The sequence below is a fragment of the Magnetococcales bacterium genome (assembly GCA_015232395.1).
Taxonomy (GTDB): Bacteria; Pseudomonadota; Magnetococcia; order Magnetococcales; family JADFZT01; genus JADFZT01.
Genome location: JADFZT010000040.1, coordinates 13,170 through 29,242, shown reverse-complemented (window position 1 = coordinate 29,242; position 16,073 = coordinate 13,170). Strand labels below are relative to the sequence as shown.

Annotated in this window: 11 protein-coding genes; 7 read left to right on the top strand and 4 right to left on the bottom strand. The window is 54.0% G+C overall.

The genetic code is table 11. The features are described from left to right. Positions 1-89: 89 nt before the first annotated feature. Positions 90-1,061 (top strand): CoB--CoM heterodisulfide reductase iron-sulfur subunit B family protein, encoded by a 972-nt coding sequence (locus tag HQL52_12050; protein ID MBF0370179.1) that lies wholly within the window; start codon positions 90-92, stop codon positions 1,059-1,061. A gap of 31 nt (positions 1,062-1,092) precedes the next feature. Continuing rightward, complete coding sequence (locus HQL52_12045; protein ID MBF0370178.1) at positions 1,093-2,991, top strand: chorismate-binding protein; 1,899 nt, start codon at positions 1,093-1,095, stop codon at positions 2,989-2,991. Here the strand turns inward: HQL52_12045 and HQL52_12040 are convergent. The 3 genes from HQL52_12040 to HQL52_12030 all read right to left on the bottom strand — a co-directional run bounded on the left by HQL52_12040 (position 2,979) and on the right by HQL52_12030 (position 5,665). After that, complete coding sequence (locus HQL52_12040) at positions 2,979-3,899, bottom strand: DUF4435 domain-containing protein (GenBank protein ID MBF0370177.1); 921 nt, start codon at positions 3,897-3,899, stop codon at positions 2,979-2,981. The two genes, HQL52_12045 and HQL52_12040, sit on opposite strands and share 13 nt — an antisense overlap. Positions 3,900-3,908: 9 nt before the next feature. Further along, a complete protein-coding gene (locus HQL52_12035; GenBank protein MBF0370176.1) occupies positions 3,909-5,069 on the bottom strand; it encodes an AAA family ATPase in 1,161 nt (386 codons plus the stop codon). Between the two features lie 110 nt (positions 5,070-5,179). Continuing rightward, complete coding sequence (locus tag HQL52_12030; protein ID MBF0370175.1) at positions 5,180-5,665, bottom strand: FHA domain-containing protein; 486 nt, start codon at positions 5,663-5,665, stop codon at positions 5,180-5,182. 137 nt (positions 5,666-5,802) lie between these two features. Between HQL52_12030 and HQL52_12025 the strand changes: the two genes are divergently transcribed. Both HQL52_12025 and HQL52_12020 read left to right on the top strand, forming a co-directional pair. After that, on the top strand, positions 5,803-8,463 hold the full coding sequence (locus HQL52_12025) for an AMP-binding protein (protein ID MBF0370174.1): 2,661 nt from the start codon (positions 5,803-5,805) through the stop codon (positions 8,461-8,463). 171 nt (positions 8,464-8,634) lie between these two features. Then, the gene (locus tag HQL52_12020) at positions 8,635-9,480 is read left to right on the top strand and encodes a hemerythrin family protein (protein ID MBF0370173.1); all 846 of its coding nucleotides are present in this window, start codon (positions 8,635-8,637) and stop codon (positions 9,478-9,480) included. A 57-nt stretch (positions 9,481-9,537) separates the two neighbouring features. Here the strand turns inward: HQL52_12020 and HQL52_12015 are convergent, their stop codons facing one another. Then, on the bottom strand, positions 9,538-10,407 hold the full coding sequence (locus HQL52_12015) for a DUF4351 domain-containing protein (protein ID MBF0370172.1): 870 nt from the start codon (positions 10,405-10,407) through the stop codon (positions 9,538-9,540). Between the two features lie 275 nt (positions 10,408-10,682). On the opposite strand from HQL52_12015, the gene HQL52_12010 reads away from it, so the two are divergent. The 3 genes from HQL52_12010 to HQL52_12000 are packed head-to-tail and all read left to right on the top strand — an operon-like array spanning position 10,683 to position 15,984. Next, a complete protein-coding gene (locus HQL52_12010) occupies positions 10,683-11,321 on the top strand; it encodes a TetR/AcrR family transcriptional regulator (protein ID MBF0370171.1) in 639 nt (212 codons plus the stop codon). Next, positions 11,321-14,740 (top strand): acyl-[ACP]--phospholipid O-acyltransferase, encoded by a 3,420-nt coding sequence (locus tag HQL52_12005; GenBank protein MBF0370170.1) that lies wholly within the window; start codon positions 11,321-11,323, stop codon positions 14,738-14,740. Before HQL52_12010 ends, HQL52_12005 begins: the two co-directional genes overlap by 1 nt. Then, complete coding sequence (locus HQL52_12000; GenBank protein MBF0370169.1) at positions 14,737-15,984, top strand: amidohydrolase family protein; 1,248 nt, start codon at positions 14,737-14,739, stop codon at positions 15,982-15,984. Before HQL52_12005 ends, HQL52_12000 begins: the two co-directional genes overlap by 4 nt. Positions 15,985-16,073: the final 89 nt, after the last annotated feature.

Here is a 16,073-nt window from a genome sequence, read left to right as displayed (position 1 = left end):
GCTGTGGTCCGAACGTCGGGTGCAGCTTGGGAACGGACCCAAGGGTATCCCTGACCAGTCATAGGGTACCCGGACTGGATCAGCCCTCCTTGATTGCGGACGGTTATAATCTGGTCTTTAGGAAGAGCAACAGCGGTTCGGCGAATCGAATCAGCGGTTATAAGGAGTCGGAAATGTCCCTGGAATTTGCTTATTATCCCGGCTGTGGTGCCAAACAGGTTCAAAAAGAGGCCGATGAAGCGGCCCGAGCCGTTTGCCAGGAGTTGGATATAGGTCTCTTTGATATGCCCAACGCCACCTGCTGTGGTGCGGTGAGCCTGAGAGAGACCAAGCCCGCCTTTTCCCTGGCTGTGGCTGCCCGGATTCTATCCGAGGCCGAAGCCCAAGGCCGGGATCTGGTCACCATCTGCAACACCTGCCTCCAGACCCTCTCCTATGCCAATTATCGCTTCAAGACCGAGCCGGAAATTCTGGAAAAGATCAACAAGGTTCTCTCCGAAGCAGGCGTGCGTCCTTTTGAAGCCACCATCAAAGTCCATCATCTGCTATGGGTGATGACCGATCTGGTGGACCAGACCATGCTGAAAAGTCGGATCAAACGCCCCTTGAACGGCCTGCGGGTGGCCCCTTTTTATGGCTGCCACAACCTGCGTCCCGAACATATCTACGATGGCGAAGCGGGGGAAAAAGCCGATCATCTCCATCGCTTGATTGCGACTTTGGGCGGCGACCCGGTCTCCTACGATGGCCAGGACAAATGCTGCGGCTTCCACGTCATGCTCTCCGACCAGGAAGAGATGAAGGGAATGGTGGCCAAAAACTGCCTGAGCGCCAAGAATGCCGGGGCCGAAGTGATGATCTCCCCCTGTACCCTCTGTGACATGGCCATGGGTGCTTATCAAGGTGTTGCCGAAAAAAGCGTTGGAAAATTTATCGGCCTGCCTGAGATGAACTTTGCCCAGCTTTTGGGGGCTGCCATGGAAATCGACGAGAAAAAACTGGGTCTGAACCGCCTCCACATCAGCCCCAGACCCACTCTTTCCGCTCGCGGCGTGCTTTAACACAAACGCCTATCTGCGTTCTGATTTGACCTTGTCACCCACCTCTCCCAAGCGGCTCAAGCTGACTTGGGAGGGGCTGGGGGATGGTTCTCCCCAACTCCTCCTCGACTTTGCTCCCCTCAAGCATCCCCTCTGGCTGGGTTCACCGGTCGAAATTCTCATTGCCCGAAAACCGTCTGAAGTAAGCGCTGTATTGGCTGGGGCCGAAGCGGCTGCCAAGCGGGGTTTTTGGGTCGGGGGTGGAATTCGCTATGAGGCGGCAGCGGCTTTTGATCTGCCTGTCTCTCCTGGTGATGAGGCTTTTCCCCTGGTTTGGTTTGGGGTTTTTTCCCGGGTTTGTGAGGCGGTTTATCCAGCCGATGTGCCGCTTTCTGTTCTCTCGGCACATCACCCGCCGACCCCGGAAATTTCCCGCAGCCGCTATCTCGGGGATTTGGAAAAAATTCTCGACTATATCCAGGCCGGGGATAGCTATCAGGTGAACTATACCCTGGAGGCCTCCCTGGAAAAGCTTGATCCTGCAGCCCTTTTTTTGAAACTGCAACCACGCCATCGTCACCCCTTTGCCGCTTATCTGGATACCGGAGAGATGCGTGCAGCCTCTTTTTCCCCGGAGCTGTTTTTGCTGCGAGAGGGAGAGCATCTCACCTCTGCGCCCATCAAAGGCACCCGGCCTCGGGGGGGGACCCCGGAACAGGACCGGTTTCTTTCCCAAGAATTGCTGGCTTCCCAAAAGGAGCGGGCAGAACATTTGATGATTGTCGATATGGTGCGCAACGATCTGGGGCGGGTGTGTGAAGTCGGTTCAGTGAGAGCCCCGCATCTGTTTGAGCCCCGCATCTATCCCACTGTTCGCCACCTGGAAACCCGGGTACAGGGACGGATTGGGGCTGGGATTGGATTGGAAAAAATATTTTCGGCTCTTTTCCCGGCGGCTTCCATCACCGGCGCTCCCAAGCACCGCACCATGGAGATTATCCGGGAGTTGGAACAGCGTCCCCGGGGGCTTTATACCGGTTCCATTGGGGTGATCAAGCCCGGTGGGGATTTTATCTTCAACGTGGCTATCCGCACGGTGACCCAGACCGTTGGCAGTGGGCAAACAAGTGGTCGGAGTGGGGGCAAGACTGAGGGGAGGGGGGGAAGGGAGCGCCAGGGGCAGGGGATTTGCCGAATCGGTTTGGGAGGGGGGGTGGTGGCTGATTCCCGAATCGACCGGGAGTGGTTGGAAATTGGTGAGAAAGGGTGTTTTTTGGAAAAAATTCCGGAACCGTTCCAGTTGATTGAAACCATGGGGATGAATGAGCGGGGGGAGATTCCATGGTTGAGAGAGCATCTGAATCGTCTGGAATATTCCGCCCGCTCATTGGGGTTTGCCTGGGAGAGGGATCCGTTGGAACGGGAAGTCCTGGCTCAGGTGCAAGAGTGGCTTGAGGCGGGTTCCATTCTGGATGCCCTTCGCCTGCTATTGGCACCGGATGGCACTTTTTCCCTCTCTCAGCGGTCGGTTTCCCAAGATAATCAGCCCCTCAAAGTTCGGATCGATCCCACCCGGGTAGACCGAATGGATCCCTTGCTGGGGCACAAAACCAGCCGACGGGAGCTGTTCAATCGGGGATTGCGGGAGGCCCAAGAGGCAGGCTATGACGAGGCGTTGTTTCTGAATAACCTGGGGCAGGTGACGGAAGGAGCGATTCAGGGAATTTTGGTGTTGTTGGATAGTCTTTGGCGAGCCCCCCCCCTGACGGATGGATTGTTGCCAAGCTTATGGCGAAAAAAGCAGATGAAACAACTGAATGCCATCGAACAAAGCCTCACCCTGGGTGACCTGGCAAGGGCTGAAAAAATCGTCATGGGCAATGCCGTTCGGGGTAGTCGTGAGGTAAGGCTTTTGGATGATGTGTTGGGCGCACGGATTTATGGGGATTGATGAGGGCTGATTTGGGGTGAAGCGGGAGAACGGCCATTGGCAATATCGACCAACCGTTCGATATGACGAGTAAGTTCAGGGCTTACCCGGTTTTGCTCCTTGATGCGGGTCGCCAAGTGGAAACGGGGTAGATTGTTTTTATGGCCAGGCTTATGGAAAAATCGGGTCAGGAACATTTTTCCATCCACCCGGCAGCGCAGCTGTTCCCAATTATTGTGGAAATCAGCTGAGGTTGTAGGGACGGTTTCCCCAATCAATTCTGCATATTGATCGAATAGTCCCTCGGTGTTGATGTCGGGGATGGAAATTTTTGTTGAAAGGTGGCTGGTGAGTTTTTCTCGGGATGGTTCGAGGACAGCAGCTTCAAAAAGAGGGGAGAGGCTCTCCTTTCGATAGGTCATAAGTACCAGATTGGCCGCCATCAGCCCCAATAGGTTTTGAGCGAAATCAGAGAGTGTTTCCAGGACGACCCCACTATCCCATTTGCTCCGGCCTTGCTCATCAGCTTGAAAGGTTTCCACAGCCTCGGAGTCGAGCAGATAGTTTTCCATCTCCCAGCAGTCGAGAACGATGATCTCGGGGGGGAGGGGCCAGGGAATGTGCGGGGTGTTTTCTTCCGGGAAAAAAAAGAGGTCCGGGCAGGAAATACCCAAAAGTACATCCCGATCAACGATACCGTAGGCAGCCAATCCAGCATCCCGATCCTGGGCGACTTGCTGAATGACCCCTTGGCAGCCGCCGGTACCAACTTGATCCGCTGCGATAAACCTCAGCGTATCCCGGGAGCCATTGAACCAGCGTTCTGCAAAAACCTGAGCATCCTCTTTAGATTCCAGATAGACCGGTAGACGGCCATCATAGCGGCTGGCAATGGTGTGAGCATCGGGCAGGCTTTTGAAAGTGGCCATAATGAGGAATTACCGGTCTGTGTCCAGATCGATGATCTGCCCCCCCTTGCGCAGCCCCTCTTCTTTCAGGTCGCTGGCAAAGGCTTCGATGATCTCTTTTGAGTGGGTTGTGGCGATCACCGTGAGACCGGGATTTTCCTTCACCATTCCTTTCAACCGGTTGAGTAGTCGGTGTTGCCATTTGATATGCAGGTGTAGATCCAGCTCATCAATCAAAACGATGGTGTTTTGGGTCATGTGAGCGCCCAGCCTCAAACAGAGCTGCACCAGGTTTCTCTCTCCACCACTCAAGAGATCCAACCGGTGTTTAACGCCGTTATTGTTGACCACCGCTTCTGGAGGTTCCTTGCGGATCCCTTCCAGAACTTTATTGGTATCCTTGAAGGCCCAATCGTTGACCATCTGCTTGGCTTTTTCAAGGCGCCCATCATCCAGCCAGGAGAGCCAGACCAGCATGTTGTCCAGGGAGCGGTTCCAACCTCGTTCAAGACCAAACTGATGAACGAGTTGATATCTCCAATTTGAAGGTTGGCTGATAGAGCGGTTACCAAAAGAATCAGCAGGTGGGATACCGCGATTATCTGGAAAAAAGAGGATGGTTGGTGGATTGTTTTCAGTTTGACCAGGTGATTGTCCCCGTGCCTTCTGGGCAAAATCGGCAAACATTTCTAGTCGTCCGGATTGAGGGCCTATATTTACTTTATTCCTTCTATGCCATTTTTCTTGTTTTGTGGATCTGTTGAGCCATATATGTGTTTCCTGGTTTCTGGCAGAAAAAATTTGAACCTCGTCCTCAGCCCAGTCTTTGAGAGGATTGTGTTTCCGTTTTCCGGCCTCAATGCTGAAAATCATAGCCTTTGTTGATGATCCGGAAAAGTTGTATTTAAAAAAGAAATCAATTTGGGCGCGGCCAGTATCCTTTTTGAGTTCTTCTCTGAGCATTTTCAGGGGTAGACCATTAGAAGTGGAAAGCAGCGATACCAAATCTACCATCGTTTCAAGCAGGGTGGTCTTGCCACGGCCATTTTCGGAAATGAGGAGAAAAAAATTGCAGGGTTCGTTGTCCGATGTGGTGAAATCTACCGTGTAGGGTTTCCCCTGGAAGGGGCCGATGTTTTCCACAGTGAGGAAGAGGGGGCGGAATTCGTGGACGATGATTTCGTCGGACATCGGATTGACCCTTTCCGGGGTATTGGGTCCGGATGGGGAAGGGGATTGCTTCCGGATGAAACAACCCCCATGTTATGACGCTGGGGAAAATGGGGCAAGATACCCTGTTATCACGCAGCGCGGAATTTCCAGAATGGGGTACGGACGGCTTCTGTGGAGCGGACGGTGAGGATGGTTTTGCCCACGAAAATCGTTACGCCTGGACGGATGGGCATGGGGCGACGCACCCGGCCTGCAGGGATGAACCCTTTCTCCTGGCGGCCCAGAAAGGTACCGTTGCTGCTGTTGAGATCCTCAACCATCCAGAGTCCGTGGGGCAGCCGGAAAAATCGGCAGTGGAGGCGGGAGACGTGGGGATCGTGAAGTTGAATCTGAAGCTGCTGAAAACTGCATTCTGCTGTGGAGCGGCCCAAAAAATATTCTGAGCTGTCCGGAGTACGGTAGTAAAAGTCGTAACCCTCGGAGTTGGGCTCCTGAATGTGCAGAGCCAGGCCACTTGGGGCTTGCTTGCGGGCATTGATATGTTTGTCCAACCAAGTGATCACGCTTGGGGCTTGTTTTTGGGTTTTGATCTGTCTGTCCAGCCAGGAAATCATCGCCTTGGTTCTCCATGAATGGGTGGAGCAAGCTTAAAAAGCAATATGGAGACCAGTTTTGGCAAGTTTTTGAAATGTAGTCTGTTTTAGATGAAACTTGGTGAGATTCTGCATTTTCCAGATATAAAAAAAATAAAATGTCAAAAGTTTCGCATCTGCCTTTTGATCAGGCCAAGATGGCAGATGGCCACGATGATGGACTAGGGCTCATGGTTGATAAAAAAGGCTCCAAACGGCGTGTGCAGGATTTTTTTCCGGGGTTGACCCAAACGTCCTACACGGTGTTTTCAGTGGTCGGGGTGGATGGGGAGATTCAGGCGGTCTCCTCAGGGGAACTGTGGGGCCAGATAAGCGCCTGGTCGCAACTCTTGGCCCGCCATCCAGATCCCATCATACCCATCTTTGGTCGCCAAACGCCCGCCATGATGGCTGCCTGGCTGGGCTGCCTCCTATCCGGCAAACTGCCCTCTTTTATCGCCCATCCCAGCCGTAAGATCACCCCAGAAGCCTATGGGGTGCGCTTGGCCAATTATCAACACCATTTTAAAAACCGGATATTTGTAGGCGAAGTGCCCGACCGTAACGTCGCTGCCCAGGTGTTGACGCCTGAAGATTTGAACGGTGTTCAACAAGTGGAGGGAGAATTCGACCCCGCCATTTTGCCCGACAGGGATGCCCCCCTTTTCCTACAATGCTCCTCCGGCACCACGGGATTGCAAAAAGCGGTCGCCATCACCACCCGCCACCTGGAAGCCCAGTTGGCTGCCTATTCCCAGGCCATTGAGCTGACACCGAGGGACCACATCGTTACCTGGCTGCCGCTCTATCACGACATGGGGCTGGTGGCGGCTTTTTTGTTGCCCCTTCTCACGCGCACCCCGGTCACCTTCATCGATCCATTTGAGTGGGCGGCCAATCCCGGGCTTTTATTGCAGACCCTGGAGAGGCAAAAGGGGAGTTTGTGTTGGTTGCCCAATTTCGCTTTTGCCTTTATGGCTCGGGTTAAGGAAAACTTCGATTTGGCAACTGTCCGCTCCTTCATCAACTGTTCGGAACCGGTCTCCCTCGATGGATTCCAGCGTTTTTCCAAGCAACATGGTGTGGAAGCCGGACAGCTTTCGGTCTGTTATGCCCTGGCTGAAAACGTTTTTGCCGCCACCCAAACAAAGATCGGCCAAGCGCCTGGTGCATTGGTGCTGGATCAGAAGGCTTTGCAACGCCACCAAGTCCGTATTTTGGGTCGCGTGGGGGTTGGAGGCTTTGGGGATCATTCTGCAGGAGGGCCACTCGCAGAGCCGTCAGCAGAGTCCTTGGGACAATCCACAGATCATTCCCCCGAGGAAGCCGATCTTGGCACTCGGGTCGTCAGCTGTGGCGGGGTGATCGATGGGGTCTCGGTGCGTATTGATCGCCAGCCAGGGGAAGAGGTGGGGGAGGTGATGCTGGCTGGGGAGTCTCAGGTGGAAAATTATTACGGCCAGGATCCTCCCCGACTGGATGGCTGGTTTCCCACGGGGGATTTGGGTTTTGTTCATGAAGGCGAGCTTTATCTGTGTGGCCGAATCAAGGATCTCATCATCCATAATGGTAAAAATCTCTATCCTCAGGATTTGGAGCGGGCGGTGGAAAATCACCCGGAGGTCCATGAGGGGCGCGTGATGGCCATGGGTTGGGAGGATCAGGATTTGGGCAGTGAACGGGTGCTTGTTCTTTATGAGCCCAAACGATTTATGCCACTGGCCAAAAAAAACAGTGTAAGCCACACCTTGCAGGAGATGATCAACACCCTTTTTGATATCCATAGCCATATGGTGGCGGTCCCCCGAAAATGGCTGCAAAAAACTTCCAGCGGCAAAATGACCCGGCGGGCCAACCTGGATCGATTTTTAGCGGTCAAAGGCCAGCGGTTGTATGTGGTGGGGGATAGCCATGTACGTATTTTTTGGACCGGAAAAACCAGCCACCGCAATCGCTTTAAAAATATCGAAGCACACTGGGTGGGGCTGATGTGGGGGGAAAACTGGCAGCGGGCCTTGCCCTTTTTTCTCTCACTGGTTGAAAAAATGGGGCCCCGGGATGTGCTGGTGATTGAGGCGGGAGAGCCGGAATGTCGATCCATTTTTCCGGCTGCCCAAGAGCCTGAAAAACGCATTAACCAAGCGGTAGAACAGTATCAGGCCTTTTTTCAGGCCATCCGAAAAATTTGGCGGGGGCGCTTGGCCTACCTCACCGGCATTCCCACCCACCCTTTGAATATCAACAACAAGGATCCCCAGTGGCCCATTCGGGGTACCCCTGAAGAGCGCTATCGATACCAGAAAATTTTTTACCAAAAAATGCACGCCCTCTGTCAAAACATGATGATCCATTATGTGGATGTCGTCACACCGCTATTGGGCAAAGATGGCCTGATGGATCCCCGGCTTTTAGTCGATATGGCCCACTTGCAACCCAAATATCTGGATCTCTATCTTCTTCAGTTTGAATCCGGGTTTGGCTACATCGATACCCGTCCCGCTGATCCCTCACCGGCTGAAGCGGTTTGGGACGGGACGGAACAACACTTCAAAGAGCTGGTTTTGGCCCGAGTTCGGGAACTCAATCCTCTGATTTCCCAGCCAGATCCGGATCGTCTGGTTTCCAAGGGTGTGTTGGACTCTTTGGGAATCGTCGAGCTGATTGCCATGCTGGATAAAACCTTTCAATGTGATATCCGTCTGCATCAAGTGCAGAGGGACCATTTTGAATCCATTTCCGGCCTTTACCAGCGCTATGTACTGAAAAACAGCTCCGGATGAGAGGGGGTCTTCTCCCATTGGATGAGAACAGCGTTCTGATTCATGGCGGTTTTTCGAACTGTCGGTTTCCGAAAAGAGCCGGTTTGGGTTAATCTGTGCTTTCAAACCCATTAGGGAGGCCAGTTCTTGCTTTATCTTCCGGTTCTTTCTGTCATGAAAGGGTATTAACCCATGCTGGATACTGATTTTAAAACCTGGCTTTCCGGTTTGAGTCGGCTGAACCCGCAACAGCGGGAGCTTTTGATACAGAGGTTGAACGAACCAGAGGAAGCCGCCAGCCAAAACCCCGAGGATGCACAACAGGAACAACTGTTGGAGACCGCATTGAATGGCGACTCTCTGGCGGATCGGTTTGAGGCGGCGAGGGGGCTTTATGGGGGGAAATATCTGAAAATTGCCTTCGAGCAGACCTCTGACCGTTTTATTCAGTGGCTCTGTCTGGAAAAAAATATTCGCTCGGTCACTGACCCGAATATTCTTGAAAAGTATAGTCAAAATCCAGATGCTGCCATCAGCAACCTGGCTCTGATCCGCATGGGTCGTACCACCGCCATTATCAGAACTGAGGAGGAGGGGTGGGGCCGGGATGATCTGGAATCACGCAACTATTGGGACGACAAGCGGGATCAGTGGAATCCAGCCTGGAACGTGGGAATTGGAGTGATCGACGAAGATCACAAACGATTGATCGGCATTATCAATCGTTTGAGAGATGCCCAGATGAAGACCACAATGGTTCGTCAACTTTTGCCAGCCCTCATCGCTTACACTGCAACCCATTTTAATCGGGAACGCAAGCTGTTGGAAAAAGCGGGCTATCCCAGGGTGGAGGAACACATCGTTGAGCACCAATTTTTCATCAAGCGTCTCAGCATTATCAAGCGAGAGATGGAGAGCCTCTCCGATCCCAAGCTACCCAAGGAGGTAGAGACTTTTCTGTTTGAGTGGCTTTATCAACACATCATGATCGAAGACAAGCAGTTCGGCCTTTTTTTGAACGTGCAGGGGGTGGTGTGATCAAGCTAACCAAAAAAAGCGTTTTTAAACGAGTGGCCGATTGCTTCGGGGAGGAAGTTATTCTTTTTTGATGCCCACCCGGTCAAAAAGGTCGGCCAGGGATTTGGCCTCCAAAACCTGTAAGCTCCACTCCTCCAGGGTGGCTTTGTCAGCTCGGTCGATTAGTTCCTGAATTTCATTTGGAAGAGGCCCAAAGCGATACTCCACTTGGCGTACAAACACAGATGCTGCACCTTCCTGCCTCCCTTCTTGCCTCCCTTCCTGGACTCCTTTGATTTTCCCCTCAGCCTCTCCCTTTAAAAAGGCATCCCGCCAAAAGTCATTGTCCATCAATTCTATCGAAATAGGCATCTCTTTAACCTCCTTCTGGACAACCGTTTCAAGCTTACGGAGTCCTGCCAAAATCATCAGTCGTTCCAGCTGATCAGCTCGCACTTTTGGTGAAAGGCGTGCAATACGGGTTAGGATTTCCCGAACAGTCCCCTGAGGATTTTTCAGGTGGCAGAGAATAGCCAGCAGGTTTTCCTCTATCCGGGGACTGGTCAGCATCATTTGGCAGTCCACATAGCGTATGTCCTTCAGATCATATCTGAATTGCAGCATTTTTTCTGCAATATTCGTCTCAAAGGTTGGTTTGTCTCTGCCGACAAAAAGAACCAGTTGGTGAAGTGGGGCTTGGGGATATTGTCTGCGGATCAGCAGATAATATTCCAACATACGCCAGTTCATATCTGCTTCCATGTGGCTTTGCAGTTCAAGATGGAAGAGGCTGCCATCCTTCAGACGGGCTACCAAGTCTGGCAGACGTTTTTTGACGGAAGGATATTCCACGGTCAAAAGTTCAGTCGCCTCTTGACCTACCAGGATGGTGAGGAGCCGCTGGGGTGGCGTTTGAAAAATCTCTTTGAGGGTCGTATCAAAGCGCATAAACAAGCAAATCCCGAGGGTTTGGCAGAAAGATTGAGGCGGTGGATCCTTCGAAAAGGGGGCCTGGAGTCTGGTGAAAGAGCTGGGTGGCTCAGGATCCAAAAGGGATGCCGCTTCGACATGTAAACAATTTTGGTATGAAAACGCCAGAGAGGATTGGGAAATAAAATGCCTGTTTTTGTGTTGAACGCTGTTCAATAATGTGGCACTATATGAGTGAACAGTGTTCAAAATGAAATGATTGATGGAACTTCAAAGGGTTATGTGAGAATAATATGGCTAGGCGCAGAAATCACAATCGGGAAGAGATTTTGGTTATGGCCTTGGCTGCTGCCAGGGAGATCGTCACCCTGGAGGGAGCAGAGGCTTTGTCAGCCCGGCGGGTGGCCTCCCAGATCGGTTATTCTCCGGGGACTCTCTATAATTTATTTAAAAATCTGGACGATCTGATCCTGCGGGTCAACGGTGTGACTCTGGATCAACTGCGCAGGGCGTTGATCAAGGCTTCCAGGCCTGGCTTGCCAGAGGAGGTGTTGCCGGAGTTGGTGGGGGCTTATCTGACGTTTACCACGCAAAACCGTCACCTGTGGCAGCTTCTGTTGGAGCAGAAACGGCCTGATGAGATGGTTTTGCCGGATTGGTATTGGGATAAGGTGGAGCGCACCATGGCGGTTTTGGAAAGGGTGTTGGATCCCTTCTTTGGCCCGGAAAAAAAGGCCGAATGCCGGGAAGCGGCGCGGGTTTTTTGGTGTGGCCTCCATGGCATATGGGCGCTCGGTGGCAGTGGGCGGCTTGATGCCGTTACACACCATACTGTGGCCGATTTGGCCCAATCGTTGACACGCTATTTTTTGGCTGGAATGCGTCATCAAGAGGCGGAACAACCAGCCGCTTTCAATAAGGGGAATGTGTGATGAGTCAATCGATCATGGAGCTTTTCAAAGGACGCCGTTTTTGGCCCCTTTTCGTCACCCAGTTTTTAGGGGCATTGAACGACAATATTTTTAAAAATGCGCTGGTCATCCTCATCACCTATCGGGTGGCGGCGGAGTCGGGGGTGGATGGGCGTGTTTTGGTGACGGTGGCTGCGGGTGTTTTCATTCTACCCTTTTTTCTTTTTTCCGCATTGGCTGGTCAACTATCCGATAAATATGAAAAATCCCGCATCATTCAGCTGGTTAAGCTGGGGGAGATCGCCATCATGATTCTGGCGGGAATAGGGTTTGCCTTGGGAAATCCCTATTTTTTGCTGACGGTGCTTTTCTTGATGGGAAGCCAGTCTGCTCTTTTTGGTCCTTTAAAATATGGCATCCTGCCGGAGTTGCTCAGTCGGGAAGAGTTGGTGGCGGGGAATGCCCTGGTGGAGGCGGGCACCTTTTTGGCCATTCTGATCGGCACCATCGCCGGGGGATTGTTGATTCTGGCTGACGGTGGGGTTGGGCTTGTTTCTGTAGGTGTTTTTATCATTGCGGTTTCAGGCTGGTGGGTGAGTCGGTCGATCCCTGTGCAGCCGCCTGCCGAACCGGGGCTTGTGGTGGATCCCCATTTTTTGCGGGAGTCCTGGCGGCTGATCACCTATGCCGCTGCCAGGCGGGATCTCTTTCTGGCGATTCTCGGTATTTCGTGGTTTTGGTTGGTTGGGGCCACCTTTCTGGCACAATTTCCCACCTTTTCCCGGGATGTGCTTCATGGGGATCAGCAGGTGGTGACCCTGCTTTTGACCCTCTTTTCGGTGGGGATTGGTTTGGGTTCGTTGCTGAGCAATCGCCTGTTGCAGGGCAAGGTGGATGCGCGCCACGTCCCCTTCGGTGCTTTGGGGATCACCCTCTTTTCGGTCGATCTCTATTTTGCTTCCAACGCGGCGGTGGTGACGGGTACAGAGCTGGGTGGGGCAGGGGCATTTTTAGCCCATGGGGCCAACTGGCGGATCGGGTTTGATCTTTTCATGATCGCCATCAGTGGTGGGGTTTATATCGTGCCCCTCTATGCGCTTCTTCAGGATCGGGTGGAAGAAGGCCATCGGGCGCGGATTATTGCTGCCAACAACATCATGAATGCCCTTTTTATGGTGGTTTCTGCCGTAGCCGGGGTGGAGATGCTCTCCCGGGGCTTTTCGGTGCCGGAAATATTTCTCACCATGGGGTTGGTTAACCTGCTGGTGGCGATCTATATCTGCGGACTGCTGCCTGAAGCCATTTTAAAAGCCCTGCTGGTACGTTTTTTTGCTTTGTTCTATCGGGTGGAGGTGCGAGGGCAGGAACATTTGGACGCTTGTGGGGGGCGGGCGGTTATTGTGGTCAACCACGTCTCCTTTCTGGATGCAGCGCTTCTCGCAGCCTTTCTCCCGGGACGCCCCCTCTTTGCCATCAATACCCAGATAGCGGGGCTTTGGTGGGTGAAGCCATTTTTGAAGGTGGTGGAAGCCTTCGCCATGGATCCGGGCAACCCTTTTGCGACCCGAACCCTTGCCCGGAAGGTGGGAGAGGGGCGGCGGTTGGTGATCTTTCCCGAGGGGCGGATTACGGTGACGGGCTCGCTGATGAAAATCTACGAGGGTCCGGGGCTCATCGCTGACAAGGCCGATGCCCCCCTGCTCCCCATCCGCATCGAAGGGGCGCAATATACCCCTCTCTCCCGGCTCAAGGGCAAGGTGCGTCAGCGGTGGTTTCCCAAGATCACCCTGACGATTTTGCCGCCTCGTAAATTCGCTATTCCCGAAGAGTTGAAAGGTCGGCGGCGCAGGCAGTTTTTGGGGCAGCGGCTCTATGACCTGCTCACGGAAATGATGAGCGATACCTGCAACTCGGATCGGACCCTGTTTCAGGCGATTCAGGACGCCCGGGCGATCCATGGTGGCAAACGTCCCATCTTGGAGGATGTCGCCCGGGAGCCCATGGGTTATGGTCGGCTTATCACCGGCAGCCTGGTGTTGGGCAAAAAACTATCCCGAGGCAGCCGGGCGGGGGAGGCTGTCGGGGTGATGTTGCCCAACTCCAACGCCGTGGTGGTGACCTTTTTTGCCCTTCAGAGCCGAGGGTTGGTGCCCGCCATGCTCAACTATTCCGCCGGGGAAAAAAACCTGGTTTCGGCCTGCCGCACGGCAAAACTCAAACGGGTCATCACCTCCCGCCGTTTTGTGACCATGGCCAAACTGGAAAAAGTGGCCGAGGCCTTGGCCCAAGAGGTGGAGTTGGTGTGGCTGGAGGATCTTAAGGAAGAGATTGGGGTCGCTGATAAATTAATGGGGCTTGTGCAGAGCGGGCTTTCCGGCTGGCTGCGTTTGGATGGCTATCGGCGGGCTGAGGAGCGGGCTGTGATTCTGTTTACGTCCGGCTCGGAAGGGGCGCCCAAAGGGGTTGTGTTGAGCCACAAAAATCTCCTGGCCAACTGCTGCCAGCTCTCTTCCCGGGTGGATTATAACGCCACTGATATTGTCTTTAACGCCTTGCCGGTGTTTCATTCGTTTGGTTTGACGGGTGGTACTTTGCTGCCGATTGTTTCAGGCATTCGCACCTTTCTCTATCCCTCACCGCTCCATTATCGCATCGTGCCGGAAGCGGTTTATGACACCAACGCGACCATTCTGTTTGGCACCGACACCTTTCTTTCCGGCTATGCCCGCATGGCTCATCCGTACGATTTTTATTCCCTGCGCCATGTTTTTGCCGGGGCGGAAAAGCTTCGGGATCAGACCCGAAAGGTGTGGGGAGAAAAATTTGGCTTGCGGATTTTGGAAGGGTATGGCGCGACTGAAACCGGACCGGCCCTCTCCCTCAACACCCCCATGCACTATAAACCCGGCACCGTGGGTCGCTTGCTTCCCAGTATTGAACACCGCCTGGATCCGGTGCCGGGGATCGATGCCGGGGGGCGGCTGGTGGTGAAGGGGCCTAACATCATGTTGGGCTATCTTCGGGCGGACAATCCCGGCGTGTTGGAGCCGCCGGAGCAGGGAGAGTATGACACTGGCGACATCGTCGAGATCGATGCAGAGGGGTATATGGCGATCCGGGGGCGGGCCAAGCGGTTTGCCAAGATTGCCGGGGAGATGGTCTCTCTCACGGCAGTGGAGAGCTTGGCCGCTGAATTATGGCCCAAGGCGATGCATGCGGTGGTAACCCGGGATGGGGGAGCCAAAGGAGAGGCGCTGGTGCTGGTCACTACTCAGGTTGATGCGGCCAGGCGGGCTTTGATGGCCCACGCCAAGGCCAGTGGTGCGGCGGAATTGATGGTGCCCCGGGATATCCGCCCCATCGACAAGATGCCCTTGCTTGGAACCGGCAAGACCGACTATCCAGCGGTGAATGCCTGGGTTTTGGGGGAGAACAGATGAAACGGCGGGCTTTTTTAAAATCCCTGGCTGCTTTGGGGGGCTTGGGGCTTGGGGGGTGTCTTTCGGATGATCTGATGAACGGGGTGATCAATCCCTGCCTGCCGGGGCCGCTGCCACAAAAACTGGAGGATCATGCTGTCGTCCATCAGGCCTGGGAGGGGCTCGATCCCGGGTTGGTGTGGGATTGTCATGTCCATCTGGCAGGTTCCGGCGGCAGTGGCAGCGGGGCCTGGGTCAACCCCAACATGAAGAGCATTTTACATCCGGTTCAATATGTGGGGCGCAAGGTGTTTTTGAACGGGGCGTGTGTCACCCCGGGTGCGGGAGAAGATCGCGCCTACGTGGATCACATGCTGGCTCTGATGGCGGATTTTCCAGCGGGGGCTCGGCTGATGCTCCTGGCTTTTGATGCGGTATATAGCGAAAAAGGGGAGCGGGATTCTGAGGCGAGTCCGATCTTTACCCCCAACGCCTATGCTGAAAGGCTGGTCAGTGCCCACCCGGATCGTTTTCAGTGGTTGGCCTCGGTTCACCCCTATCGTCCGGATTGTGTGGAGGTGCTGGAAGAAGTATCAGCCAAGGGGGCTCGGGGGGTGAAGTGGCTGCCCCAGGCCATGGGGATCAATCCCGCCTCTCCCCTCTGTGATCGATTTTACCGGGCCATGGCGCGCCTGGATCTGCCCTTGTTGAGCCATACCGGTGCCGAACACGCCCTCCACGGCCCAGCCCCCCAATCCTGGGCCAATCCGTTGCTTCTCAGGCGGGCATTGGATCAGGGGGTTCGGGTGATTGCGGCTCATTGTAGTTCCCTGGGGGAATATGTGGATGTCGATCAGGGGGATCATGGCCCGGAGCGTCCCGGCTATGAACTCTTCTATCGTTTGCTCAATACACCGGACTATCGGGGGCGGATTTTTGGGGATCTGGCGGCCACCTTGAATGTCAATCGCAGCGAAGCATTCATGAAATCCCTGTTTGAGCGGGAGGCGCATTTTCCAAGCCTGCTCAACGGCTCTGACTATCCCCTGCCGGGGGTGCCGTTTTTGTTGAGCCTGGGCAAGCTGGAAAGGTTTGGGTTGTTGACCGGTGAGCAGAGTGCCGTGTTGGGAAAAATACGCCCTTACAACCCCTTGCTCTTCGATTTTGTTCTCAAGCGTACCCTGCGTTGGCAGGGGCGTCGATTGCCGGATCAGGCGTTCGAAACCGGGCGTTTTTTCGGGGCTGGGTCCGTGGGGAATGTTTGATGGCCTGAGCGCTGGGATCGAAGGGAGGGTTTTTTTTGAAACAGCTTGAAAAAACAGCTGAGAAAGCGTCGAAAAAGATAACGGGTTGG

What these genes read in the sequence shown, in the direction of transcription:
- HQL52_12040 (MBF0370177.1), bottom strand. Translation starts at nt 3,899, where the DNA reads ATGGCCACTTTCAAAAGCCTGCCCGATGCTCACACCATTGCCAGCCGC.
- HQL52_12035 (MBF0370176.1), bottom strand. Translation starts at nt 5,069, where the DNA reads ATGTCCGACGAAATCATCGTCCACGAATTCCGCCCCCTCTTCCTCACT.
- HQL52_12030 (MBF0370175.1), bottom strand. Translation starts at nt 5,665, where the DNA reads ATGATTTCCTGGCTGGACAGACAGATCAAAACCCAAAAACAAGCCCCA.
- HQL52_12025 (MBF0370174.1), top strand. Translation starts at nt 5,803, where the DNA reads ATGTCAAAAGTTTCGCATCTGCCTTTTGATCAGGCCAAGATGGCAGAT.
- HQL52_12020 (MBF0370173.1), top strand. Translation starts at nt 8,635, where the DNA reads ATGCTGGATACTGATTTTAAAACCTGGCTTTCCGGTTTGAGTCGGCTG.
- HQL52_12015 (MBF0370172.1), bottom strand. Translation starts at nt 10,407, where the DNA reads ATGCGCTTTGATACGACCCTCAAAGAGATTTTTCAAACGCCACCCCAG.
- HQL52_12010 (MBF0370171.1), top strand. Translation starts at nt 10,683, where the DNA reads ATGGCTAGGCGCAGAAATCACAATCGGGAAGAGATTTTGGTTATGGCC.
- HQL52_12005 (MBF0370170.1), top strand. Translation starts at nt 11,321, where the DNA reads ATGAGTCAATCGATCATGGAGCTTTTCAAAGGACGCCGTTTTTGGCCC.
- HQL52_12000 (MBF0370169.1), top strand. Translation starts at nt 14,737, where the DNA reads ATGAAACGGCGGGCTTTTTTAAAATCCCTGGCTGCTTTGGGGGGCTTG.